At 73.1% G+C, this 24,167-nt stretch carries 18 protein-coding genes; 10 read left to right on the top strand and 8 right to left on the bottom strand.

Annotated features, from left to right (window positions below; genetic code table 11):
- Positions 1-7 precede the first annotated feature (7 nt).
- Complete coding sequence (locus ACFQRF_RS23535) at positions 8-1,780, bottom strand: ABC transporter ATP-binding protein (protein WP_379873354.1); 1,773 nt, start codon at positions 1,778-1,780, stop codon at positions 8-10.
- A 1,438-nt stretch (positions 1,781-3,218) separates the two neighbouring features.
- On the bottom strand, positions 3,219-4,997 hold the full coding sequence (locus tag ACFQRF_RS23530; RefSeq protein ID WP_379873353.1) for an ABC transporter ATP-binding protein: 1,779 nt from the start codon (positions 4,995-4,997) through the stop codon (positions 3,219-3,221).
- Positions 4,998-5,588: 591 nt separating this feature from the next.
- Between ACFQRF_RS23530 and ACFQRF_RS23525 the strand changes: the two genes are divergently transcribed.
- Both ACFQRF_RS23525 and ACFQRF_RS23520 read left to right on the top strand, forming a co-directional pair.
- Entirely contained in the window at positions 5,589-5,879 is a 291-nt protein-coding gene (locus tag ACFQRF_RS23525; RefSeq protein ID WP_379873352.1) for a hypothetical protein, read from the top strand.
- A gap of 275 nt (positions 5,880-6,154) precedes the next feature.
- Entirely contained in the window at positions 6,155-7,291 is a 1,137-nt protein-coding gene (locus tag ACFQRF_RS23520) for a methyltransferase domain-containing protein (RefSeq protein ID WP_379873351.1), read from the top strand.
- A 32-nt stretch (positions 7,292-7,323) separates the two neighbouring features.
- Here the strand turns inward: ACFQRF_RS23520 and ACFQRF_RS23515 are convergent, their stop codons facing one another.
- The 5 genes from ACFQRF_RS23515 to ACFQRF_RS23495 all read right to left on the bottom strand — a co-directional run bounded on the left by ACFQRF_RS23515 (position 7,324) and on the right by ACFQRF_RS23495 (position 13,395).
- The gene (locus tag ACFQRF_RS23515) at positions 7,324-8,394 is read right to left on the bottom strand and encodes an oligopeptide/dipeptide ABC transporter ATP-binding protein (protein WP_379873350.1); all 1,071 of its coding nucleotides are present in this window, start codon (positions 8,392-8,394) and stop codon (positions 7,324-7,326) included.
- A complete protein-coding gene (locus ACFQRF_RS23510; protein WP_379873349.1) occupies positions 8,391-9,461 on the bottom strand; it encodes an ABC transporter ATP-binding protein in 1,071 nt (356 codons plus the stop codon). Before ACFQRF_RS23510 ends, ACFQRF_RS23515 begins: the two co-directional genes overlap by 4 nt.
- Entirely contained in the window at positions 9,458-10,306 is an 849-nt protein-coding gene (locus ACFQRF_RS23505) for an ABC transporter permease (protein WP_379873401.1), read from the bottom strand. Before ACFQRF_RS23505 ends, ACFQRF_RS23510 begins: the two co-directional genes overlap by 4 nt.
- Before the next feature lie 176 nt (positions 10,307-10,482).
- Positions 10,483-11,559 (bottom strand): ABC transporter permease, encoded by a 1,077-nt coding sequence (locus tag ACFQRF_RS23500; RefSeq protein WP_379873348.1) that lies wholly within the window; start codon positions 11,557-11,559, stop codon positions 10,483-10,485.
- Positions 11,560-11,565: 6 nt separating this feature from the next.
- A complete protein-coding gene (locus tag ACFQRF_RS23495) occupies positions 11,566-13,395 on the bottom strand; it encodes an ABC transporter substrate-binding protein (RefSeq protein WP_379873347.1) in 1,830 nt (609 codons plus the stop codon).
- A gap of 265 nt (positions 13,396-13,660) precedes the next feature.
- Here ACFQRF_RS23495 and ACFQRF_RS23490 point away from each other — a divergent pair, with 265 nt between their 5' ends.
- Positions 13,661-14,374 (top strand): metal-dependent hydrolase, encoded by a 714-nt coding sequence (locus ACFQRF_RS23490; protein WP_379873346.1) that lies wholly within the window; start codon positions 13,661-13,663, stop codon positions 14,372-14,374.
- Positions 14,375-14,395: 21 nt separating this feature from the next.
- On the opposite strand, the gene ACFQRF_RS23485 is transcribed toward ACFQRF_RS23490, so the two are convergent.
- Entirely contained in the window at positions 14,396-15,919 is a 1,524-nt protein-coding gene (locus tag ACFQRF_RS23485) for a PucR family transcriptional regulator (protein WP_379873345.1), read from the bottom strand.
- Between the two features lie 93 nt (positions 15,920-16,012).
- Here ACFQRF_RS23485 and ACFQRF_RS23480 point away from each other — a divergent pair, with 93 nt between their 5' ends.
- From ACFQRF_RS23480 to ACFQRF_RS23450, 7 genes are all read left to right on the top strand, one after another.
- Entirely contained in the window at positions 16,013-17,101 is a 1,089-nt protein-coding gene (locus ACFQRF_RS23480; RefSeq protein WP_379873344.1) for a DUF917 domain-containing protein, read from the top strand.
- Entirely contained in the window at positions 17,098-18,672 is a 1,575-nt protein-coding gene (locus ACFQRF_RS23475) for a hydantoinase/oxoprolinase N-terminal domain-containing protein (protein ID WP_379873343.1), read from the top strand. Before ACFQRF_RS23480 ends, ACFQRF_RS23475 begins: the two co-directional genes overlap by 4 nt.
- Positions 18,673-18,877: 205 nt before the next feature.
- The gene (locus tag ACFQRF_RS23470) at positions 18,878-20,485 is read left to right on the top strand and encodes an ABC transporter substrate-binding protein (protein WP_379873342.1); all 1,608 of its coding nucleotides are present in this window, start codon (positions 18,878-18,880) and stop codon (positions 20,483-20,485) included.
- Between the two features lie 124 nt (positions 20,486-20,609).
- Positions 20,610-21,626: an ABC transporter permease gene (locus ACFQRF_RS23465; protein ID WP_379873341.1), complete on the top strand. Its 1,017-nt coding sequence runs from the start codon at positions 20,610-20,612 to the stop codon at positions 21,624-21,626.
- Positions 21,623-22,528, top strand: coding sequence for an ABC transporter permease (locus ACFQRF_RS23460; RefSeq protein WP_379873340.1), 906 nt, complete (start codon positions 21,623-21,625; stop codon positions 22,526-22,528). Before ACFQRF_RS23465 ends, ACFQRF_RS23460 begins: the two co-directional genes overlap by 4 nt.
- A 70-nt stretch (positions 22,529-22,598) precedes the next feature.
- Entirely contained in the window at positions 22,599-23,390 is a 792-nt protein-coding gene (locus ACFQRF_RS23455; protein ID WP_379873339.1) for an ABC transporter ATP-binding protein, read from the top strand.
- Positions 23,383-24,138, top strand: coding sequence for an ABC transporter ATP-binding protein (locus ACFQRF_RS23450; RefSeq protein ID WP_379873338.1), 756 nt, complete (start codon positions 23,383-23,385; stop codon positions 24,136-24,138). Before ACFQRF_RS23455 ends, ACFQRF_RS23450 begins: the two co-directional genes overlap by 8 nt.
- The last annotated feature ends 29 nt before the right edge of the window (positions 24,139-24,167 follow it).

Genomic DNA, 24,167 nt, shown 5'->3' with positions numbered 1-24,167 from the left:
GCCCGGTTCACCGCTCCGAACCGGCCGTGAGGTTCGCCGTGGACCACGCCGCCCACAGCTCGGCGTATCTGCCGCCCGCGGCGACCAGCTCGGCGTGACCGCCGCTCTCCACGATCCGGCCTTCGTCGAGGACCACGATGGTGTCGGCGGTGACCGCCTGGGTGAGGCGGTGCACCACGACCACCGCGGTGCGTCCGGCCAGGACGCGGTCGGCGGCGGCCTCCAGGACGCGGGCGCCCGCGCTGCCGGCCTCGGCGGTGGCCTCGTCCAGGACGGCGACCTTCGGGTCGGCGAGCGCGAGCCGGGCGAGGGCCAGTTGCTGGGCCTGCGTGGCGGTGAGCCGGTGCCCGCCGTCGCCGACCGTGGTCGCCAGTCCGTCGGGCAGCGCCTCCGCCCACTCCAGGGCCCCGGCGAGGTCCAGCGCGGCGCGCAGGTCGGCGTCGCCCGCCGCCGGACGGGCCAGCCGCAGGTCGTCGGCCAGGGTGCCGGCGAACACGTGCACCTCCTGGCTGACCAGGGCGACCTGGTCGCGGATCCCGGTGGCTCCGAGACGGTCCAGCGGCACACCGCCGATGGTCACCGTTCCGGCGGTGGGCTCCTGGACGCCCGCGACGAGCTTGGCGAGGGTGGTCTTGCCGGCCCCGCTCGCGCCCACGAGCGCCACCCGCGCGCCGGCCGGGATCTCCAGGTCGACGCCGCGCAGCACGTCGTGGCCGGGGGTGTAGGCGTAGCGCACCCCGGACACCCGCACCGACGCGCCGGAGGGGGCCGGAGGGTCGACGGGCTCGGCGGGCGGGTCGAGGTCGGCGATGCCGACGAGCCGGGCGAGGCCCGCCCCGGCCTCCTGGACCTGGTCGAAGAGGAACAGCAGCACGTTGATCGGGTCGAACAGCCGGATGAAGAAGAGCGCGGCGGCGGACACCGCGCCGATCGTCACCGCGTCGGCGCGCACCAGGAGGAATCCGGTGCACAGGATGGCGGCCAGGCCGGTGAACTCGGCGACGTTCAGCCGCGCGAAGAAGCGGTTGCGCAGGTCGACCACCCGCAGCGCGTACCGAACGGCGGCCCATGACCGCTCGGCGACCAGTGCGGTGTGCCGGCCGGACAGCCCGAACGCCCGGACGGTCGCGGCGCCGCCGACGGAGTCGAGCAGCTGCTGGGCGCGCTCGCCCTCGGCCACCCGCTGCTCCGCGTAGAGCGGCGCCGACGTCCGCAGGTAGCGGTGCAGCGCGAACGCCTGGATCGGTACCGCGCAGAGCATGGCGAGCGCGAACCGCCAGTCCAGCGCCCCCAGTCCGATCAGGGTGAACCCCACGGTCAGACCGGCCCCGGCGAACGCCGGCAGCGCCTCGCGGACGGCGGTGGCGATGACCGCGACGTCCCCGGCGACCCGCGCGACGACGTCGCCGCTGCCGGCCTCCTCCACCCGGCGCAGGGGCAGCCGCAGCGCCCGGTCCACGACCCGCTCCCGCAGCCGGGCCAGCGCCGTCTCACCGAGCCGCGACGTGAGCACGGTCCCCAGCGCCGACAGCGCCGCGTGCCCCACGGCGACGGCCAGCAGCAGCACGGCGGGGAGCACCAGCGCTGAGGCGGGACGCCCCTCGGCGATGACGTCCACGACGTACCCGAGCAGCAGCGGCCCCGCCATCTGCACGGTGGCACCCGCGACCAGCACGGCCAGCGTCGCGGCGGCGAGCGCCCGGTGCGGCCGCAGCAGCCCGGCGAGCGCCCGCCGGGTCTGCGAAGCGGTGGCGGTGGGCAGGGGGACGCGGGAGGTCACGGTGACACCACCATCTGAGGTCCGGGAGGGGCGGGCGATCGCCGGAGCCGGGCGGGCCCGTGGCGGAGAGACCGGCCGGGCCGAGGAGCCGACGTCCGGGGCCCGGCGTGCCGGCCTGAACAGGCCGGCCGTGCCGCGGCCGGGCACCGGGACGGCCGGGCCGCCGGGGCGACGTGACCGGGCGGCACGGCGTGGCCCGCCGGCACGTCCCCTACGCAACGGGCGACCGGCGCCGCGCCATCGGTGACGAGAGCCGCGACGCGTGCCCGCCTCGGTGCGGCCGGCCGATGCACCAGACGATGAACAGTCCGGTCAACGACGGGACGAGCACACCTGTCGGACACCGGGGACAGCGGACCGGCCCCGACCATCATCCTGCCGGCGCCGCGGTGCCCTCCACCGCGTCCTCCGGCCGAAGTGCACGACGGCGACGCCTCGACCCGGCCGGCGCCACCGCACGGACGACACGGACCGCTGAAGCCGCGAGAAAGTCCATATCCCGCCGGGCCCGGCCGACCGACCGCCGCGACCCGAGCCACCAGGATCTCCCCCGCCACCCGAGCCGGAGTACATCGGCCCCCGCACGACCGGACACCCGAGGCACGCCCCACACGCAGATCCGTGCGACCGGGCAACGCGCCAGGCGCCGGACGGCCCTGGTCGAAGACCGCACGGAAACGCCCGTGGACCACCAACCGCATCCGGCCGCCCAGCCCGATCCCGGCCACGCGGCCCACGACACAGCCCGCCCATTGCGGCCAGGAGCCAGAAACGCCCCACCACGACACCCTGACCTGGCCGACGCCACCGCACGGACGACACGGAGCACTGACGACAGGCACGGGGCTGTCTCCCGCCGCGCCCGGCCGACCGCCCGCAGCGCCCCGAGCCACCAGGATCTCCCCCGCCACCCGGCCCGGACTGCATCGGCCCCCGCACGACCGAAGACCGCAGGCGCGACCCACACGCAGATCCGTGCGGCGGCCCAGGGGCCCGCGTGTCGGACGGGGACCGACGACGGCCCTGCCGCGTCCGGTTTTCGTCGCCCCTGGTCGTGCGGACGTCCTGTCCTGGGGTGTCGCTGTCCTGGGCACCTCGTCCGCGGCGCGACGAGCATCGCGGTGCCGACGGCGAAGGTCGTCGCGCGGGCGCGCAACGATCCGGTTCGATGACGCGCCACACGCCCGGCAGCGCCCGGCGGCGAAGACGCGGGCGGGTCCGGGCCGCACCGGATATGTCCGGCCGGCCGCATCGCGGACGCACCACGCCAGATCCGCGCATGACCGTCCAAGAGCAGCCATCGGCGGCGACGCGCCCGAATCCGTCGCCCACGGCACCCACCTCCCGGCCGGGCCGACCGAGCACCGGTGGGCGCCGAGGGCACGGCGCCGAGTCGCCGGGCAACGGTCCGCCGGTGTTCCGGGGTGGTGGCGGGTCCTCATGACAGCACCGCCGCGCGGTAGCCCGCGTCGTCCCGCACCAGATCGGCGTGCCGGCCGGTCGTCGTGACCTCGCCGTCGTGGATCAGTACGACGCGATCGCAGACCGCCAGCAGCGCCGGGCCGGTCGTCAGCACGACGGTGGTGCGGCCGGCGCGCAGTGTGCGCAGGCCCGAGGCGACGCGGGCCTCGGTGACCGCGTCGATGGCGCTGGTCGGGTCGTGCAGGACGAGCACCGGCGGGTCGGCGGCCAGTGCGCGCGCCAGGGCGACGCGCTGGCGCTGGCCGCCGGAGAGCGAGCGGCCGCGTTCGGAGACGACCGTGTCCAGGCCGTCGGGAAGACCGGCGGCGACCTCGTCGGCCGCGGCGGCGGCCAGTGCGTCGGGGACCCGGCCGGGGTCGCGGGCCGCCGCGCCGACGTTGGCCAGCACGGTGCCCTCGAACAGGTCGGCCTCGTGGTCGGAGACCAGGACGGCCGCGTGCGCCCGTTCCGGTGCCAGGTGGTCCAGCGGCACCCCGTCCAGCAGCACCGCGCCGCCCTCCGGGCGGATGCGGTGGCCCAGGCAGTCCAGCAGTGCGGTGGCGGTGGCCTGGTCCGGCACCACGAGGCCGACGGCCTCGCCGGGCGCGATCTCCAGGGTGAGGTCGCGCAGGCCCCCGTGGGTGAGGCCGTCCAGCCGCAGCGCGCCCGCGCGGGCCGCGGGTTCGGCCGTGCCCGCCCCGACCGCCGGTGGCGCGGACAGCACCTCGGCGACCCGGCCTGCCGACGCCCGCACCTGGGCGAACACCGCACCGGCCCGGAAGATCCGCTGCATGGGCCCGATGAGGAACTGGGCCAGGCCGACCACCGCGATGAGTTCGCCGACGGTGATGTCGCCCGCGAGCGCGAGCCGGCCCCCGGCGTAGGCGACGAGCGCCAGGAACGCGCCGGTGACGAGCGGAGCGCCGCTCTCGTACAGCCCTTCGGCACGGGCCGCGACCAGGGTGGCGCGCAGCGAGTCCCGGCTGGCCGCCCGGTAGCGCCCGGCCGCCGCCCGCTCGGCGCCGACCCCCTTGAGCACCCGCAGCCCGCGGACCAGGTCGGTGGCCAGCCCGGCGGCGCGGGCGACCCGCTCCTGCTCGGCCGCGCTGCGCCGCTCCAGCGGACGGCCGAGCCGGTGGGTCAGCCACAGGACCGGCGGCAGGCCGGCGACCACCAGCAGCCCCAGCGGGACCGACACCCGCAGCAGGGCCACGACCGTGACGGCCAGGGCGGTGACGGCCGCCGCGGTGATGGCGATGGCGGGGGTGAACATGGCGGCCCGCTGGGCGTCAGAGGTCGCGACGCTGAGCAGCGCGCCCGGCTGCCTGCCGCGCTCCGCGCCGCCGCGCGGGTGCAGCACCCGCCGGGCAAGGTCGACGCGCAGCTCGTGCTCGGCGCTCTGCGCGACCCGTTCGCTGATCCGCGCCCCGATCCGGTAGCTCCAGGAGAACGCGAGGAAGACGCCCGCCAGGAGCGCGAGCCCTAGGACCCCGCGGCGCACGTCGCCGGTCGCAACGGCGCCGTCGATGACCAGCCCGACGATCACCGGGACCATGGCCTCGCCGACCTGGTGCGCCATGACCAGCGGAACGGCGAGCGCGAGTGCCCGCCACCGCCGCCGGACGAGGTGCCGCCGCAGCGAGCGGCGGGTCCAGGTGGTGAGGGGGGCGAGCGGCGGCGGGTCGGCGGCCTGGTCGGGGGCGGACGACCCGGATGGATCGGATCCGGTGGGGCGCGGCGCCTCCGTCGTCGTCACGCTCAGGCCCTCCCACCTCACCGGAAATCAGCGCAAGTTAGCCTAACCTAAGGCAAACCATGCGCGAAGTCCGGGCCCGCGTGCCGATCGGAGCGCCGCTCACTCCCGGGCCTGCCCTCAAGCCGCCCCCCGTGGCCGGGATCGGCCGCCCGCTCGACCAGGCCATCGCGGCGGTCGCGCGTCGCGGCCGGAGGACGGCCACCCCGACCCGAGACCGCGCGCGGCAATGGCCGGGCATCGCCGCATACCCCCGCGGACCTGCGCGTTTCACAGCATGCCGATCCGGCGGTTCGGATCGGCCCGCTTCCACCCGCAAGGTTCCCCTCGCCGTTCATCGACGGCATCCTTTCGAGATCCCCGGGAATTTCGATCAATTTACCGAATGGCCGATTTCGGCCGCGTAGCCACCGAGCACCCTCGATCTCACCCATTGACGCCGGGAAACCATCCGCGGAGCGCCAGCGAAGTACTTCAATATCCGCTGATTTCTCGGAACGGGAGATGCTCCCAAATGCCGCACCATTCAAAGATCGCGATTCGACCGATCAACTTTGACGGCGCGGCCACGAACACCGCAACGGGGAGTTCATTATGAAACGCGTCGTGTCGCTACTCGCCGCCCTTGTCGCGGCGGTCGGCCTCGCCATGGTTCCCACGACGGCCAACGCCGAGATCGAGCAGGCCGCCGCCTGCCGCCCCTGGTACGACAGCCGGACGTTCGGCGTCTCCTGTTCCGGGGGACCGTACATCGCCGTGGCTCAGTGCACCAACGGCCGGACGGTGCAGGGTGCATCGGCGAGCAACGGCTCATGGTCCTACGCATACTGCGCCACCGTCGGGTCGAACTACCGCATCGGGACCGGCTACGGACTCTACATCTAGGAATTGATTCCCGATCACCGCCGGGCCCGCCACGAATGGCGGGCGGGGCATTCTGGGATTTCACCGCCATACCGCCCACCGCTGCGGCCGGAATCGGCCGACGTCCCGACCGGGCGAATTTCCGCGGCTACGATATTGGCCGAGTCCGCCACGACGGGAGGTCCCATGGGACGCCACGAAGGCCGGCCCAAACCCAGCCAACCATACGAGCCGCCACCGACCAACCCCGACACCCAGACGCCCGGCGGCGGGACACGTGAGAAACCCCAGCCGAAATGACCGAACCCGCCGCCCTCGTGGCCGCTCTCAGCCGGTCGGGGCAGCTGACCGACCGGCGCTGGCGGGACGCCATGCTCGCGGTACCCCGGGAGCATTTCATCCCGCCGGTGGCCGTCGCCGTGTCCGCCGACACCACGCGGCGGTATCCGATCGACCGGCACGCCGCCCCGGACGTGTGGCGGCAGGCGGTCTACTCCGACACCGCGATCGTCACCCAGCTGGACGACGGCGACACCCCGCTGACCACCGGCGACGGCGACTCGACCAGTTCGGCGTCCGCTCCCGGCATGGTGGCGGCCTTCCTCGAACTGCTGGCGCCCCTCCCGGGGGACCACGTGCTGGAGATCGGCACCGGGACCGGATGGACCGCCGCGCTGCTGGCCACTCGTCTCGGAGCCGACCGGGTGACCAGTGTCGAGATCGACGCCGACGTCGCCGCGCGGGCCGCGGCGAACCTGCGTTCGGCCGGGTCCGCTCCCGAGCTGATCGTGGCCGACGGCGCGGCCGGGTGGCCGGGCGGCGAACCGTACGACGGCGTGCACGTCACCTGTGGAGTCCGCGACATCCCGCACGCGTGGGTGACGCAGACCCGGCCGGGCGGCACGCTCGTGCTGCCGTGGCTGCCCGGAATCGGCCACGGTCACCGGCTATGGCTCACCGGCACCGGCGACGGCCGCGCGGTGGGCCGCCTCGCCGGCGGTTGTTCCTACATGATGCTGCGCGCCCAGCGTCCTGTCGCTCCCGACTTCGCCGCCGACGGCGAGTGGCGGGAGAGCTCGACCCTTCTGGACCCGCGCCGGGTCCTGGACGGCCCTCCCGGGGCGCACGTGGCGGTCGCCGGGCAGCTGCCGGGCGTGTTCGGGCACGGCGCCGACGGACCGGACGGCCGTTACCAGGCGTGGTTGTGGAGCGCCGACTCCCAGGCCCGGGTCGCCTATGACCCCGATTACCTGCGGTGCGGCGTCGAACAGCGCGGCCCGCGCGACCTCTGGGACGAGGCGGAGCGGGCCTACCTCACCTGGGTCGGCTGGGGGCGGCCGGAACGCGAGCGGTTCGGGGTCACGGTCGACGCGGCCGGGCAGCGAGTGTGGCTCGACACGCCCGGGAACGCGCTGCCGGAGTCGGCTCGCTAGCTGACGCGCGTCCCTCAGCTGACGCGCGTCCCTCAGCCCGCTGGCGCTTCGCCGCTCTCCGCTACCGCCGCCGCGTAGTGGCACGCCACCTGGGCCCTGGTACCGCCGGTCAGGACGGCCGGATCGTCGGTCCGGCAGCGATCCGCCACACCCGCCCGCTCCGCCGCGCCGCTGGACAGCACCTGGCAGCGGGCGTGGAAGCGGCAGCCTCCGGGGACGCGGGTGGGGTCCGGGGGTTCGCCGGTGAGGATGACCGGAGTGTCGCCCGGGGCCTCCGGAAGGACCGACAGCAGGGCCTGGGTGTAGGGGTGCCGGGGCGCGGTGAGGACCTCCTCCACCGGGCCGACCTCGACGACCCGGCCCAGATACATCACCGCGACCCGGTCGGCGATGTTCCACGCCAGGCCGAGGTCGTGCGTGACGACCAGGGCCGACAGGCCCAGCTCGTCGCGCAGGCGCAGCAGCAGCGCCAGGATCTCACCGCGCACCGAGGCGTCCAGGGAGGCGACCGGCTCGTCGGCGACGATGATCTCCGGTTCCAGCACCAGCGCTCCGGCGATCACCACCCGCTGGCGCTGGCCGCCGGACAGCTCGTGCGGGTAGCGGAGGAAGAAGCGCTCCGGCGGGCGCAGCCCGGCGCGGGAGAGCGCGGCGGCCACCCGCTCGGGCTCGTCGGCGGTGGTGCCGTGGTGGATCCGCAGGCCCTCGGCCACCGCGTCGTAGACGGTGTGCCGGGGGTTGAGCGAACCGCTCGGGTCCTGCAGCACCAGTTGCACCCGGCGGCGGAACGCCTTCAGCTCCCGCGCCCGGTAGCCGAGCGGCCGGCCCTCGAAGCTGACCTCCCCGGCCGTGGGACGCTCCAGGCCGAGCAGTGTGCGGGCCAGCGTCGTCTTGCCACAGCCGGACTCGCCGACCAGCGCGACGATCTCGCCGGCGCGCACGTCCAGGTTCACCCCGTCGACCGCGCGCGCCGTGCCGCGTCCGCCCCGGGCCCGGAACTCCACCCGCAGGCCGGCGGCGCCGAGGACGACCGTGCCGTCGGTCGGCGGCCCATCGGCCGGCGGTGCTCCCGGGTGGTCCGGGTGCTCGGTCTCGGTCGTCATCGCGTCCGGCCCTCCTGCCCGGGACGGGGACCGTCCCCGCCGTCCGTTCCGCCCGCCGGTGTGGGCGCGCCGACCGCGGCCGACACCCCCGCCGCCGTCGCCTGTTCGTCGCTGAGCACCCGCACGCAGGCGGCGGTCCGGCCGGGGCCGGCCGGCCACAGCACCGGGTCGACCTCCGCGCAGCGCGGCTCGGCCACGGCGCACCGCGGCTGGAAGGCGCACCCCGGCGGCATCGCGGCCGGGTCGGGCGGGTCGCCCGGCAGGCCGCGCGGGCGGCGCCGCGACTCCGGGTCGCCGATGGCCGGGAAGGCGGCGCCGAGCGCGGCCCCGTAGGGGTGCCGGGCGGCGCGGAACACCTGCGCGGCCGGTCCCTCCTCGACGACCCGACCGGCGTACATCACGGCGAGCCGGTCACAGGTGTCGGCGAGCACGGACAGGTCGTGGCTGATCATCAGCATGCTGATGCCGTTCTCGCCCACCAGCCGGTCGATCAACCGCAGGATCTGCGCCTGGATCATCACGTCCAGTGCGGTGGTGGGCTCGTCGGCGACGATCAGCCGCGGTCCGCACGCCAGCGCCATGGCGATCATGACCCGCTGCCGCTGGCCGCCGGACAGCTCGTGCGGGTAGGCGGAGGCCCGGCGGGCCGGCAGCCCGACCTGTTCCAGCAGTTCTCCGGCGCGCCGGGCCGCCCCGGCGGGAGTGGCGTTGCCGTGCAGCAGGATGGGCTCGGCGATCTGGTCACCGATCCGGTGCACGGCGTTCAGCGAGTGCATGGCGCCCTGGAAGACGATCGAGGCCCCGGCCCAGCGCACCGCGCGCAACCGGCCCCACCGCATCGTCAGGACGTCCTCGCCGTCCAGCAGGATCCGTCCGCCGACGCGCGCCGACGCGGGCAGCAGCCGCAGCAGGGCGAGCGCCACGGTGGACTTCCCGCAGCCGGACTCGCCCGCGAGGCCGAGCTTGCTGCCGGCCTCGACGGTGAGGTCGACGCCGCGCACCGCGGGTACCTCGCCCCCTGCCGTGCGGTAAGCGACGGTCAGGTCCCGGACCTCCAGGTAGCTCACCGGCGCCCCCTCAGCCGCGGGTTGAGCACGCCTTCCATCGCCCGCCCGCACAGCGTGAAGGCGAGCGCGACGAGCGCGATGGCCAGTCCCGGCGGCAGCAGGTACCACCACACACCGGAGCTGACCGCCCCGGCGTTGCGCGCGTCCTGCAGGATGCCGCCCCAGGAGATCGTGGTCGGGTCGCCCAGGCCGAGGAAGGCCAGCGTGGACTCGGCGATGATGGAACTCGCCACCATCAGCGTGGTCTGCGCGAGCACCAGCGGCATCACGTTGGGCAGCACGTGCCGCCCCATGATGTGCCAGTGGCCGCCGCCCAGCGCCCGGGCCCGCTCGATGTAGGGCCGCGCCTCCACCGCCAGCGTCTGGGCGCGCACCAGCCGCGCCGTGGTCGGCCAGGCGGTGATGCCGATGGCCAGGATCACGGTGAAGAGGCTGCGGCTCAGCACGGTGGCCAGCGCGATGGCGAGCACCAGGGTGGGCAGCACCAGGAACCAGTCGGTGACGCGCATCAGCACGGTCCCGGTCCAGCCGCCGAAGTGCCCGGCCACCACCCCGATCAGCGCCCCGAGCGCCACCGACACCAGGGTGGCCAGGAAGCCGACGGTGAGCGAGACCCGGGCACCCCAGACGACGAGGTCGAGGACGGACCGGCCGAAGTTGTCGGTGCCGAGCGGGTACTCGGCGCTGGGCGGCTGGTAGGGCGTGCCCGGCGCGCGGGTGACCGACAGATCGCCCGGGTCGACGAACAGCGGCGCGGTCAGCGCCACCAGAACGAACAGCAGCAGTCCGGCCAGACCGGCCACGCCCGCGGGGTTGGCCGCGTACTCCCGCCAGAACGCGGCCACCGCCCGGCGGCGGCGCTGCCAGGCGAGCGCCCGCGGGTTCCGGACGGCCGCGGCTTCCGGCCGCCGGCCGGAATCGGCCGACGCGGAGCCAGTCCGTTCGGCCACGGAGGCGTCAGCCCGTTCCGCCCCGGAGGGGTCGCCTCCCGCCGGGGCGCCCGGCGGCGGCTCGGCCGCGCTCACGTGCGCACCCGCGGGTCCAGCAGCGGGTAGACCAGGTCGGCGAGCAGGTTCATGAAGATCACCGAAGCCGAGAAGAAGATGAACAGGCCCTGCACCAGCGGCAGGTCGGGCACCCGCAGCGCCTCGTAGAACAGCATCCCGAGGCCGGGCCAGGAGAACACCGCCTCGACGAGGATCGCGCCGGCCACCACCCCGCCGAGGTTGAGGAAGATCAGGGTGACCGTCGGCAGCAGCGCGTTGGGCACGGCGTGGCGGCGCAGCACCAGGGCGTCGCGCAGCCCCTTGGCGCGGGCCGTCACCAGGTAGTCGCCGCCCATCTCGTCCAGCAGCGACGAGCGCATGATCATCAGGTACTGCGCGTACACGACCGCGACCATGGTCGCCACCGGCAGCACCATGTGGTGGGCGACGTCGAGCAGCTGCGGGACGAACCCGGTCACGCCCGGCGTCGCCATCCCGCCCGTGGGGAAGAGGTGCGGCAGCGCGCCGCCGAGGCCACCGGCGAACACCACGATGAGGATCAGTCCGAGCCAGAACGTGGGCACCGACCACAGGGTCAGCGCCACCCCGGTGTGCACCCGGTCGGTGACGGACCCCCGCCGCCACGCCGCCCGGGTGCCCAGCCACAGACCGAGGATGGCGGCGATGACGGTGCCGGTCCCCGCCAGCAGGACGGTGGGCCACAACCGTTCGGCGATGAGTTCGGCCACCGGCGCCCGATACTGGAACGAGGTACCCAGGTCGAACCGGAGCAGCCCGAGGCAGTAGTCGAGGAACTGCTGCGGGAGCGGCTTGTCCAGGCCGAACTGCCGCCGCAGCTCGGCCAGCTGCTCCACGGTGACCGCGCGGCCCTGGGTCATGGTGCGCACGGGGTCGCCCGGCAGGATGCGGAACAGGAAGAAGCCCGTGACCATGACGGCGACCAGCGACACCACCGAGCCGAGCAGCCGGCCGCCGATGTGCCGGAGCAGCGCGCGGGATGCGAAACCCGTCCGTGGCCGGGAACGGGCGGCCGGCCCGCCCCGGGTGTTCTCCGGGGCGGCGGCCGGCGGCGGCGTGGGTGTTCCGGTCACTCGGTGCTACTCCCGATCGTCGGCGGTGGCGGCGCGGCGGCGCAGGACGAGGAACGCGACACCACCGGCGATGACGAGGACGGCGGCGCCGATGCCGATGATCGCCCCCACGGGGACGCCTCCGCCGTCACCGGCCGCGGCCTCGACGGGGGTGGCCGACCACCAGCTCCAGTAGCCGTCCTGGTTCCACAGGTTGCCGCCGGGGTCGGGCTGGACCTGGATGTCGGCGATCTGGTCGGAGCGGTACGCCTCCAACATGTCCGGGTAGGCGAGCACGTTCACGACCGCCTCGTCGTAGAGGATCCGCTGCATGTCGCGGACGATCCCGGCCCGCCGCTCGGGGTCGTACTCCTGGATCTGCTGCTGGTAGAGGTCGTCGTAGTCCTCGTTGCAGAAGAAGGAGTCACTGCGCATCGTGCCGGGCTGTTCGGGCAGCGCGTCGCAGGTGTGGATGCCGAGCACGAAGTCGGGATCGGGGTTGACGTTCCACGACGTGAAGATCAGGTCGTACTCGCCGTTGTTCAGCCGGTCGGTGATCTGGTTGGGGTCGACGTAGTTGCCCTCGACCTCGATCCCGATGTCGGCCAGCCACTCCTCCATGAACTGGCCGGTCTGCACGAACGCGGGCCGGTCGTTGTGCACGAACATCCGGAAGGTGAGCGGGTCGCCGTCGGGTGAGACCCGCACGCCGTCGTCCCCGCGCTCGTAGCCGGCCTCGTCGAGCATCTCGTTGGCGGCGTCGGGGTCGAAGTCGAGCCGGTCGTCGCCTTCGGGGGCCCAGGCGTAGTCGGTGTAGCGGGCCGGAATGTAGCCCTCGGCCGCCTCGGCGTACCCGCCGTACACGGTCTCCACCAGGGCGTCCTTGTCGATGGCGCGCATGATGGCCTGGCGTACCACGCGGTCCTGCAGGGCGGGGTGACCGTCACCGAACTCATCGCCGTCGGCGGTGCGGGCGCCGGGGTTGATGGTGAAGCCGTTGAACCGCTTGCCGTCGGCGGCGTTCACGGTGATGGTGTCGTTGCCCTCAAGGGCGTCGGCCTGGGCGGGGGTGAGGTCGGAGACGAAGGAGACCTCGCCGCTGCGCAGCGCCTCGACCATGGCGTCCTGGTCGTTGTAGTAGCTGAACACCAGCCGGTCGAACCCGGGGGCGCCCCGCCAGTAGTTCTCGTTGGCCTCCAGGGTGATGGACTGGTTGGGCCGGTGCTCGGTGAGGACGAACGGTCCGCTGCCGACGATGGGCGTCTCGTCGTTGTTGAAGTCGGCGTAGTCGTCGACGTCCTCCCAGATGTGCCGCGGCAGGATGGGCACGTCCAGCGCGAGCATGGTGGCCTGCGGCTCGCGGAGCTCGATCACGACGGTGCGGTCGTCGGGAGCGGTGACCCGCTCGAAGTTGGCGACGAAGTTGCCGTTGGCGGTGGCGGCGGCCTCGTCCTCCATCATGGTGGTGAAGGTCCAGGCGACGTCGTCGGCGGTGAGCGGCTCGCCGTCGCTCCACTCCATGCCCTCGCGCAGGGTGTAGGTCCAGGTCAGCTGGTCTTCGGAGGTCTCCCACGATTCGGCGAGGGCCGGGATGGGCTCGTTGGTCTCGGCGTCGTAGTTGGTGAGGAAGTCGTAGATCAGCCGGTGGATGTTGGTGCTGATGGCCCGCTGGGCGAGGAACGGGCTCAGCGAGTCGACCGGCTGGGAGGCGGCGATGGTGAGCGTGGTACCGCTCCCGCCGGTGGAGTCGGCGTTCGCGGCCAGTGGCGGCGCGGCGATGACGAGGGCCGCCACGGCGGCCGTGACCGCGAGCCAGCGGGGGGTGCGTCGTCTGGAGGGAACCTGCCGAAAGACCATGCTGTGCAACCCGTCCTGCTCGGGGGAGGTCGGACACCGGCCGCCATTGTGAGATGGCTGTGTCGTGGTGGTTGTCTACCAGCGCCGCGGAGACAGCGTCAACGATTTACGGCCGCTTCCATGCGCGCCGTCACAGAACATTTACGATGGCGGCGACCGGTTTCCGGGGACGGCGGCAAAACGGCCGTTCCGCCCGTTCACAACGGCCCTGCGAAAAGGGTGCCTGAATTCGCCAGGAACACCGTCACCCGCTACGGTTCCGGCCATGATGGGGCATTCGCACGCACTCAGTGGCGTGGTCGGTTGGATGGCGGTCGTTCCTCTCCTTCAGGGAGCGGAGATATTCGGCGTCAACTTCGAACTGGGTTCGGGGGAGATCATCGCCGGCGCGCTGGTGTGCGGCGGAGCCGCGCTGATCCCCGACCTCGACCACAAGAGCGCCACCATCACGCAGACCTATGGCATGGTCACCCAGGCCCTGGGCGGGCTGCTCAACTGGCTGTTCGGCGGCCACCGCAACGGCACGCACTCGCTGCTGTTCGCGCTCATCATGGGTGCGATCACCCAGGGACTCGCGCTGTGGTCGGACCTCGCCGTGCAGATCTTCGTCTTCCTGCTGGTGGGCATCGCGATCAACGGCCTCGGGTTCGGCATGGACAAGAACCGCGCGGCGGCCGGGGTCATCAACGCGCTGGCCACCGCGGGCATCGTGCTCGCGCTCTACACCAGCGGGGTGGACTACAGCTGGATGGGCCTGGCCGTGGCGTTCGGCTGCATCCTGCACTTCGTGGGCGACTGCGCCACCAGCATGGGCTGCCCGCTGCTCTGGCCGTTCCTCAAGTACCGGTTCGCCAGCCCGATGGCGTTCGAGACCGACGGCAAGGTGGAGCGCAACGTCATCACCCCGCTGCTGACGATCGCCATCATCCTGTTCTCCATCTACCTGTTCCCGTGGCGGGACCTGCTGCCGGAAGCGTGAGCGGGCGGGGGGCGTCCCCCGTCACACCAGCTTCCAGGCACGGCAGGCCAGGTGCACGGCGAGCCGCTGGTCCGGGTCAGACAGGTCGACGTCCAGCAGCGACAGGATGCGCTTCAGGCGGTAGCTGACCGCATTGCGGTGCAGGTTGAGCGCGGTCGCGGTGGCGCTCAGCGAGCCCTGGTTGTCAAGGTACACGCGAAGCGTGCGCACCATGGTGGACGCCTTGTCGCGGCCCAAGGCGTCCAGCGGCGCCAGCAGGTCGCGCACGGCCGTGCGTGCGGTGTGCGTGGTGTACCACTCGACGAGCATGCGGTGCAGGCCGAGGTCGTCGAACATGACCACCGGCGGGGCCGCCGTTCCCGCCTCGGGATCGTCGCTGAGCAGGGCCGCGCGCGCTTCGGCCCACGAGGCGCGCAGGCCCTCCACGGATTCGTGGGCGCTGCCGATGCCGCACCGCACCGGCCGCTCGGGCATCCGGCGGGTGACCTCGGTGTGCACCGCCTCGACGGAGCCGCGCAACGCGCGCAGCTCCTGGTCACCGGGCCGGCGCTTCCAGGTGCGGACGAGCAGCGGCGCGCGGTCGATGTAGGCGAGATGCCACCCGGCACCGCCGCCTTCTCCCTGCCCCTGCCCGACGCCGGACCGGCCGACGGTCTGCATGGCGACCGGGCCGAGGATCTCGGCGATGCCCAGCCGCTGCACCTCGTCCAGCTCGCGGGCGTCGATGCGCACGTCCACCACGACGTGCCAGTCGTCCACCGCCAGCCCCAGGGCGCGGGCGCGGGGCACCAGTTCCGCCACGTGCTGGGGGTCGGACATGAGCAGTTCGCTGAGGATGCGGGTGCGGGACCGGATCGGCAGTTCGGTGGCGCGCTGCCGCGTCATGGCGACGCGGCCGGCCGCCTCCGCGGTCATCCAGGCCAGCAGGCGGGCGAGGTCGCCGTCGCTGCCGGCGCGGTCCTGGACCGTGAGGTGGTCCACCTCCACGCCGTCCACGACGACCGGGACCCCGTACTCGCCGGGCCGCTCGGGGCGGCGCGGCTCCACGGGGATCCCGCCGATCCCGCTGACCCGCTCGCACAGCGCGGCGGTGCTGGCGTCCTCCCCCACCACCTCGCGCAGCGCCGCGGCCGCGGCGGAGGCCCGGCGCAGGGCGACCTCCGCGCCCTCGTCGATGCCGCGGCCGATGTCGCGGACGAGCTGGGCGGCCTCGACCTTGGCCGGCACGCAGGCGATGGCCACCCCCGAGCGGCGGGCGATGCGGGTGGCGCTGCGCGGTACCTCCTCCGTCTCGCGGCCGTGCAGGACCAGCGCGGTGACGCCGAGTTCGGCCACCCTGCGGCACCAGATATCGAACTGGTAACCTTCCGCCTCGGCGCTGAGCCGAGGGGTCAGCAGCACGATTCCGTCCGGCGGGGCCTTGTGCAGCTCGGCCGGATCGTCCACCATGACGATGTCGGTGACCTCGCGGTCCAGGCCGACATCGGCCACCAGGGCCATCGATTCCAGCCCCGGAGTGGTCAACAGCGCGCGCAGCTTCGCCATGAAGGTTGATTGTGCCTCATGCACAAGAAGAATTGGAAACGTCGTGCGTCGGGGACCATGTTTCGTCCCAGGCCAGACGCCTAGGCTGCACCCGTGCTACTCGATGAGACGACGTTGCCCTACTACGCACGGGGAGCGGCGATCTTGGGGGCGGGCGGCGGGGGATCGACCAGATCCGGGCTGCTCGCCGCTCTGCAGGCCGTGGAGGAACTCGGACCTGTCGAAGTCATCTCCCTCGACGACGTTCCCGACGACGCCCTGATCCTCCCCACCGCGGGACTGGGATCACCCGACATCACGCTGGAGAAGATCGGCAACCCGCAGCAGGGCGTCTGGCTGCGCGACGCCATGGAGCGCGAACTCGGCCGCCCCGCCTACGCCTGGATGGCCGCCGAGATCGGCGGAAACAACGCGCTGAAGCCGGTGATCTGGGCCGCGCACACCGGCCTGCCGCTGGTGGACGCCGACGGCATGGGGCGCGCCTACCCCGAGGTGCAGATGATCTCCATGCACCTGCACGGCGTCCCCGCCACCCCCACCGTGCTGGTGGACGAGCGCGGCCACCACGTGGTCTTCCGCGACATGGACGCGCACTGGCTGGAGCACACCGCCCGGGCCCTCTCGGTCGCGTTCGGTGGTTTCTCGGTGACCGTCGACCACAGCCTCGACGGCGCCACGGCACGGACGGCGACCGTGCGCGGCAGCGTGAGCTGGGCGGTACGGATCGGGGAGATCCTGGCCGACTCCTCCCGCGGTGACATCGCGGAGCGGCTGGCCCCGATCGACGGCCACGTGCTGGTCAGCGGCAAGATCGAGGACGTCAACCGGCGCACGGTGGGCGGGTTCGTCCGCGGCAACGTGCTGATCGACGGCGTGGCCAGCGACCGCGGCCGGCTGGTCCGGGTGGAGATCCAGAACGAGAACCTGGCGGTCCTGGAGGACGGTGAGGTGCTCGCCACCGTCCCGGACATCATCACGGCGCTGGACTCCCAGACCGGCGAGGTGATCTTCACCGAGGAGCTGCGCTACGGCCAGCGGGTCACCCTCGTGGCGCTGCCCGCCCCCGATCTGTGGCGCACCGAAGCCGGCCTGGCCCTCGTGGGGCCGCGCGCCTTCGCCTACGACTTCGACTACACCCCCGTCGAGGAGCTGGTGGCCCGACGAAAGGAATCCGCCTCATGACCTCCGGCGACCTGCGCATCGGCATCGACGTCGGCGGCACCAACACCGACGCGGTGGTGCTGGGCAACAACTCCGACCAGCCGATCGCGCGCACCAAGGTCCCCACGACCCTCGACATCACCGGCGGCATCAACGACGCGCTGCGCGCGGTGCTCTCCGACCCGGCTGTGCGGACCGAGCAGGTCGGCCACGTCATGGTCGGCACCACGCACGCCACCAACGCCGTACTGCAGCGGCGGGACCTGCGGCGGGTCGCGGCGATCCGGGTCGGAGCGCCTTCGTCGACCTCCATACGTCCGATGTTCGGCTGGCCGGACGATCTCCACGCGGTGGTGTCGGCCGGCTCCCGCATCGTGGCCGGCGGCATGGAGCTGGACGGCCGCGACATCGTCCCGTTCGACGCCGACGCGGTCGCCCGCTTCTGTGGCGAGGTCGCCGGCCGGGCCGAGGCCATCGCCATCACGAGCGTGTTCGCGCCGGTCTCCCCCGCCCACGAGCACCTGGCCGCCGAGGTGGTCCAGCGCGAGCTGGGCGACATCCCCGTGTCGCTCTCGCACGAGGTCGGCTCGCTCGGCTTGCTGGAGCGGGAGAACGCCACCATCCTCAACGCGGCCCTCGGCCGGGTGGCCGCGCACATCATCCAGGCCATCGAGGAGGCGCTGGACGCGCACGGCCTCGGGCACGCGGTGCCGTTCTTCGCGCAGAACGACGGCACGCTGATGAGCCTGGCCTTCACCGAACGCACCCCGGTCCTGACCATCGGCAGCGGCCCGGCCAACAGCCTGCGCGGCGCGGCCCGCCTGAGCGGCCAGGAGAATGCCCTGGTGGCCGACGTCGGCGGCACCTCCACCGACATCGGCGCGCTGGCCAACGGCTTCCCGCGCGAGTCCGCGTTCGGTGTCGAGGTGGGCGGCGTTCGCACCAACTTCCGCATGCCCGACCTCGTCAGCATCGCGATCGGCGGCGGCACCGTGGTCCGGGAGGGGGACCACGGCGTTCCGCTGGTCGGCCCGCGCAGCGTCGGCTACCGGCTGAGCCGGGAGGCGCTGGTGTTCGGCGGCGAGGTCGCGACGTTGTCCGACGCCGTGGTGGCCGCCGGCCGCGCCGAGATCGGTGATGGGCCGGTGCCCGAGCACGCCCTGGGCCTGCTCGAAGCGGGGCTCGCCGAGGCCGACCAGCAGATCGCCGACGCCATCGACCGGATCAAGGTCACCCGCGGGGACATGCCCCTGATCGCGGTGGGCGGCGGCAGCGTCCTCATCCCCGATCGTGTGCCCGGCGTTACTGAGGTCTTCCGCCCGGCCCACTACGATGTGGCAAACGCGATCGGTGCGGCTATCGGAACGGTAAGCGGCCAGGTCGATCGCATCTTCGCTGTTGGGTACGGCGAGCAGGAACGGATCAAGGCGATCGAGACGGCCCGCCAGGCGGCGGTCGACAACGCGGTGAGCGCCGGAGCCGACGCCGGAGCCGTGGAGATCGTGGAGATCGACCAGATCCCGCTGGCCTACCTCCGCGAGCCGGCGGTACGGCTCCGAGTGAAGGCCGCCGGCCCCCTCAGCAAGGTGTGACCGATCGTCACCGCCCCGTTGTCTGCTCGTGACCCGACACCCGTTCGCTCTGTAGCGGACACCGGGCCGCGACCCCGCGGCGGGAACGGCTCCCCCCGTTCCCGCACCGCGGAGGCCGCTCCCCCGCCGGCCAGGTGACCGCGGCACGGTTCGCACCACCACCGTTGCCTTCCCCGTAACCGTCCACCCCCGAACAAGGCAGACGATGACAACCAACGACCGTCCCGTGAACCCCGGTCCGCGTCGCAGAGCCGGGACAGTCGCGGCGCTCGCGACCGCCCTCGCGCTCGTCGCCACCGGCTGCGCGTCCGGAGGCTACGGCGCTGCCGGAGCCGACTCCGAAACGTTCACCTACATCACGAACACCGAGCTCGTCACCGAATGGGATCCGGCGGCCTCCTATTCCAACGAGCTCTACGCCTTCCCCAACATGTACGAGACGCTGACCCGGTACAACCCGGAGCAGCAGGAGATCGAGCCGCTGCTCGCGACCGAGTGGGAGTCCTCCTCCGACGGCCGGACCTGGACGTTCACGCTGCGTGAGGGCGTTACCTTCCAGACCGGGAAGTCCATGGACTCCGAGGCGGTGAAGGCCGCCATCGAGCGGACCATCGAGGAGGGCGCCGGCGCCGCCTACCTGTGGGACCCGGTCTCCTCCATCGAGACCCCGGACGAGAACACCGTCACGTTCAAGCTGAGCCGCCCGGCGCCGATGGACCTCATCACCAGCGCGTCCTACGCCGCCTACATCTACGACATCCCGGCCAGCGCCGACGACTTCGAGGCGACCTCCTACGGCACCGGCCCGTACCAGGTCGAGAGCTGGGAGGCCGGCAGCGAGAACGAGCTCACGCTCACCCGGTACGAGGACTACTGGGGCGGCTGGGACGGTAGCCACTACCAGACCGTGCAGTACCGCGTGGTCCCACAGGCGTCGACCGCGGCGCAGCTCATGACCTCCGGCGAGGCGCACTACGTCCGGAACCTGCCGACCAACCTGCTGGAGCCCATGCGCTCCGAGGACGGGCTCGACGTGACCTCGACCACCTCGTGGCAGAACCTCTTCGGGATGATGAACACCGAGTCGGCCCCGCTGGACGACGAGCGCGTCCGGCAGGCCGTCGCGCACGCGGTCAACTACGACGAGATCATCGACGCCTCCGAGGGCATGCTGTCCGACGCCGACGGGGTCATCCCCGAGGGACTGCTCGGCCACTCCGAGGACCTCAACCTGCGGATGTACGACCCGGACCGCGCCGAGGAGCTGCTCACCGAGGCCGGGTACGGGCCGGACAGCGGGGAGATCCTGCAGCTCGACCTCACCTACACCGAGGGCAACGAGACCGTGGCGACCGTCGCCAGCCTCATGCAGTCCCAGCTCGCCGCGGTCAACATCGAGCTGAACATCGAGGCGCTGCCCTGGGACTCCGGGGTGTGGCCGCGGGCGCAGGAGGAGAACCCCGACGACCGTCAGGACATCGTCCTCACGTACTGGTGGCCGGACAACCCCGAGCCGATCTCCTGGTTCCAGAGCGTGTTCCGCACCGAGGAGGAGATCAACATGAACCTCTCCTACTACTCCAACCCGGAGCTCGACGAGATGATCGACGAGGTCGGAGAGGTCACCGCTCAGGACGAGGACGAGGCGCAGTCCATGTACGAGGAGATGCAGTCGATGATCATCGCCGACGCGCCGGTGCTGCTCCTCGGCGACCAGGTGTACCAGCGGGCCGTCAGCTCCTCCTTCGAGGGCTTCGTGGACAACCCCGCGTACCCCAACGTGGTGTTCGTCTACGACCTCCAGCCCGCCTGAGCGGCCTGAGGCGGCGTTCCTGACGCCCACGTCCCTCCGGCGGCCCGGGTCCGGCGCGCACGGCGCGCCGGGCCCCGGGCCGCCCCGGTCACGTCCAGAGATCCCGCAGGGAAGGTAACGACCCGTGATTGCCTACACGGCCCGCAGGCTCGGGCTGTCGGCGCTCGTCGCGCTCGGCGTCGTCGTGCTGACGTTCGCCATCGCCCGGCTGGTGCCCGGCGACCCCGCGGCGGGCTGGGCCGGACCGCGTGCCAGCCCCGAGGAGCGGGAGCGGGTCCGCGAGGAGCTGGGGCTGGACCGGCCCACGCACGAGCAGATCGTCGACTACGTGGCCGGGGTGCTGCGCGGCGACTGGGGCGTCTCGGTGCGCACCCACCGGCCGGTGCTCGACGACCTGCTCACGCTGCTGCCCAACACGCTGCAGCTGGTGCTGGCCGGCCTGCTCATCGGCGTGCTCGTGGGCGTGCCGGCCGGGTTGCTCGCCGCCCGCTGGCACAACCGGCTGCCCGACGTGCTGATCCGCGGCGCGGCGATCCTGGGCGCGTCCATGCCGGTGTTCTGGCTCGCGCTGCTGCTGCAGATGTTCTTCGCCGGGCGGCTGCACCTGCTGCCGGTGGCCGGAAGCTGGGACTCCGACACGCTCGCGCAGTACCCGCTGGCCAAGGTGACCGGGCTTCCGCTCGTGGACGCCCTCGTCACCGGGAACTGGCCGATGCTCGCCAGCATCTTCGACCACCTGCTGCTGCCCGCGCTGGTGGTGGCCTCCTACCCGGTGGCGGTGATCGCCCGGCTGGTGCGGGCCAGCGTCCTGGACACCCTGGGGGAGACGCACATCCAGGTGGTGCGCTCGATCGGGTTCACCGAGCGCGCCGTTCTGGGCGGCTTCGCCATGCGGCTGTCCTGGAACCCGGTGCTCCAGCTCATGGCGCTGATCTTCGGCTACTCGCTGGTCAACACCTTCCTGGTGGAGGCGGTGTTCAACTACCCGGGTCTCGGGCAGTACGCCGCGAACTCCGCCACCGTCCTGGACGTTCCGGCGATCGTCGGCGTCACGCTGCTCGTGGCGTTGCTCTACATCGCCGCCAACCTGCTCGTCGACCTTCTGCACGCCGCCCTCGACCCACGGATCCGGCTCCGGTGACTGCGACCTCCGACTCCACGTCCTCCCCGTCCTCCGTCCCCGAGCGGCCGGCGGCGGTGCGCCGGCTGCTGGCCGAGCTGCGCCGCTCGCCCGTGATCGCGGTGACGACCGCGCTGTTGCTGCTCATCGCCCTGGTGGCGCTGCTGGCCCCCTGGCTCGCGCCGTACCCCGAGCACGCCACCGGGGCCACCGACACCGGGCAGGCCCTGCAGCCGCCATCGGCCGCCCACTGGTTCGGCACCGACGAACTCGGCCGCGACGTGTTCTCCCGCGTTCTGTACGGCGCCCGCTTCGGGCCGGCGATCGCGCTGGTCGTGGTGGTGGTCTCGCTCGTGGTCGGCACGGTGATCGGCCTGGTCGCCGGCTACTTCGGCGGCTGGATCGACGAGATCCTGATGCGTGTCACCGACGTCTTCCTGGCCGTGCCCGCGCTGCTGCTGGCGCTCGCCCTGGCGGCCGTGCTGCCGCCGGGACTGGTGGGGGTGACCATCGCCCTGGCCGTCACCTGGTGGCCGTGGTACGCGCGTCTGGTGCGCGGCGAGGCCGCCTCGGTGGCGGGCCGCCGGCACATCGAGGCGTGCCGGGCGCTCGGGCTGTCGCGCTGGCGCATCCTTTTCCGGCACGTGCTGCCCGGCTCGGTCACGCCGCTGCTGGTGCAGGCGTCCACCGACATCGGCGGCGTCATCCTCGTCGCGTCGGGGCTGTCCTTCCTGGGCCTCGGCGCGCAGTCGCCCACCCCCGACTGGGGGCTCATGGTGCAGCAGTCGCAGAACCGTTTCGTCACCGAGTGGTGGATCGGGACCTTCCCGGGTCTGGCGATCATGCTGGTGGCCGCGCTGTGCTATGTGCTCGGCGACGCGCTCCGCGACCGCCTGGACCCCCGCCGCACCCCGCGGATCTGAGCGCGCCGCATGCGGACGGCGACCACCCCCACCGGCCAGGACCATCCAGGAGTATCGAGGAGGCTGTGACATGAGCACGGCGGAGCCGCTGCTCGCCATCCGCGATCTGCGGGTGTCGTTCGGCGCACGTACCCAGGTGGAGCTCGCCGAGCTCACCGTCGGGACCGGCGAGATCCTCGGCCTCGCCGGGGAGAGCGGCGCCGGCAAGTCCCTCACCGGCCTGGCGGTGCTCGGGCTGGCGCGCCGCGCCGGCGCCACCGTGACCGGCAGCGTGCGGCTGGCCGGCGAGGAGCTGATCGGCGCGCCCGAGCGCCGGCTGCGCCGGCTGCGCGGCAGCACCATGGCCCTCATCCCGCAGAGCCCGGCCGGCGCGTTCAATCCGGTGCTGCCGGTCGGCACGACGGTGCTGCGCGCGCTGCGGCTGCACGGCGGGAGCCGCGCGACGGCGCGGGAGCGCGCCGAGTCGGCCATGCGCCGGGTGTGGCTGTCGCCGGAGCACCTCGGACGCTACCCGCACCAGCTCTCCGGCGGCCAGCTGCAGCGGGTCGCCATCGCGCTGGGCCTCGCGCTGGGGGCGCAGCTGCTCATCGCGGACGAGCCCACCAGCGCGCTCGACGTCACGGTGCAGGCCGAGATCTGCAAGCTGCTCTCCGAGCTCCGCGACAAGGAGGAGGTGAGCGTGCTGTTCGTCAGCCACGACCTCGCCGTGCTGGCCGGGATGTGCGACCGGATCGCGGTCATGCGCGCCGGGCGCGTCGTCGAGGCCGGGCCGACCGCCGAGCTGGTGGCCGGGCCGCGGCACGACTACACCCGGGAACTGCTCGCCGCGGTGCCGCGGCTGGGAGGAGCCACCGATGCTTGAGGCCAGCGACCTGACCGTCCGGTTCGGCTCGACGGTCGCCGTTGACGGGGTCAGCCTGACGCTGCCGGACGGGCCGTCCGGGCTCGGCCTGATCGGTGAGAGCGGCTCCGGCAAGTCGACGGTGGGGCGGGCGCTGCTGCGGCTGGTCACCCCGTCGGGCGGCAGCGTGCGGTTCGACGGCGAGGACGTGCTCGCCATGCGGCGGCTGCGCCCCTACCGCCGGGCCGTCCAGGTGGTACTGCAGGACACCGAGGGCGCGCTCAGCCCGCGCATGCGGGTCGGCGCCGCGATCGCCGAGGTGCTGCGCACCCACCGCCTGGTGCCACGGGCGGCCGAACGGGACCGGGTCGCCGAGCTGCTCACCGACGTGGGCCTCGGCGCCGAGCACGCCGAACGCTACCCGCACCAGCTCTCCGGCGGCCAGCGGCAGCGGGTCGCCATCGCCCGGGCGCTCGCGGTCCGGCCGCGGGTGCTGATCCTGGACGAGCCGACCAGCGCGCTGGACGTCACCGTGCAGGCGCGGGTGCTGGAGCTGTTCGAGCGGCTGCGCGAGGAGCACGGGCTCGCCTACCTGCTGATCTCGCACGACCTGGCGGTGGTGGAACGGCTGTGCGAGCGCACCGCCGTCATGTACCGCGGCCGGGTGGTCGAGGAGGGACCGACCGCCGAGGTGCTGCACAACCCGCGGAACGAGTACACGCGGACGCTGCGCGACGCCGTCCCGCGGCTGCCGGAACCGGCGGCCTGACCGCGGCGGCACCACGCCGGCCCCGCTGT

Source organism: Marinactinospora rubrisoli (assembly GCF_042664915.1).
GTDB classification, from domain to species: domain Bacteria; phylum Actinomycetota; class Actinomycetes; order Streptosporangiales; family Streptosporangiaceae; genus Marinitenerispora; species Marinitenerispora rubrisoli.
The sequence above is the reverse complement of the archived record's forward strand: the minus strand, read 5'-3'. Positions and strand labels throughout refer to the sequence as shown.

Coding starts and splice junctions, on each gene's coding strand:
- ACFQRF_RS23525 (WP_379873352.1), top strand. CDS start 5,589: ATGAAACGCGTCGTGTCGCTACTCGCCGCCCTTGTCGCGGCGGTCGGC.
- ACFQRF_RS23520 (WP_379873351.1), top strand. CDS start 6,155: ATGACCGAACCCGCCGCCCTCGTGGCCGCTCTCAGCCGGTCGGGGCAG.
- ACFQRF_RS23515 (WP_379873350.1), bottom strand. CDS start 8,394: ATGACGACCGAGACCGAGCACCCGGACCACCCGGGAGCACCGCCGGCC.
- ACFQRF_RS23495 (WP_379873347.1), bottom strand. CDS start 13,395: ATGGTCTTTCGGCAGGTTCCCTCCAGACGACGCACCCCCCGCTGGCTC.
- ACFQRF_RS23490 (WP_379873346.1), top strand. CDS start 13,661: ATGATGGGGCATTCGCACGCACTCAGTGGCGTGGTCGGTTGGATGGCG.
- ACFQRF_RS23485 (WP_379873345.1), bottom strand. CDS start 15,919: ATGGCGAAGCTGCGCGCGCTGTTGACCACTCCGGGGCTGGAATCGATG.
- ACFQRF_RS23475 (WP_379873343.1), top strand. CDS start 17,098: ATGACCTCCGGCGACCTGCGCATCGGCATCGACGTCGGCGGCACCAAC.
- ACFQRF_RS23470 (WP_379873342.1), top strand. CDS start 18,878: ATGACAACCAACGACCGTCCCGTGAACCCCGGTCCGCGTCGCAGAGCC.
- ACFQRF_RS23455 (WP_379873339.1), top strand. CDS start 22,599: ATGAGCACGGCGGAGCCGCTGCTCGCCATCCGCGATCTGCGGGTGTCG.
- ACFQRF_RS23450 (WP_379873338.1), top strand. CDS start 23,383: ATGCTTGAGGCCAGCGACCTGACCGTCCGGTTCGGCTCGACGGTCGCC.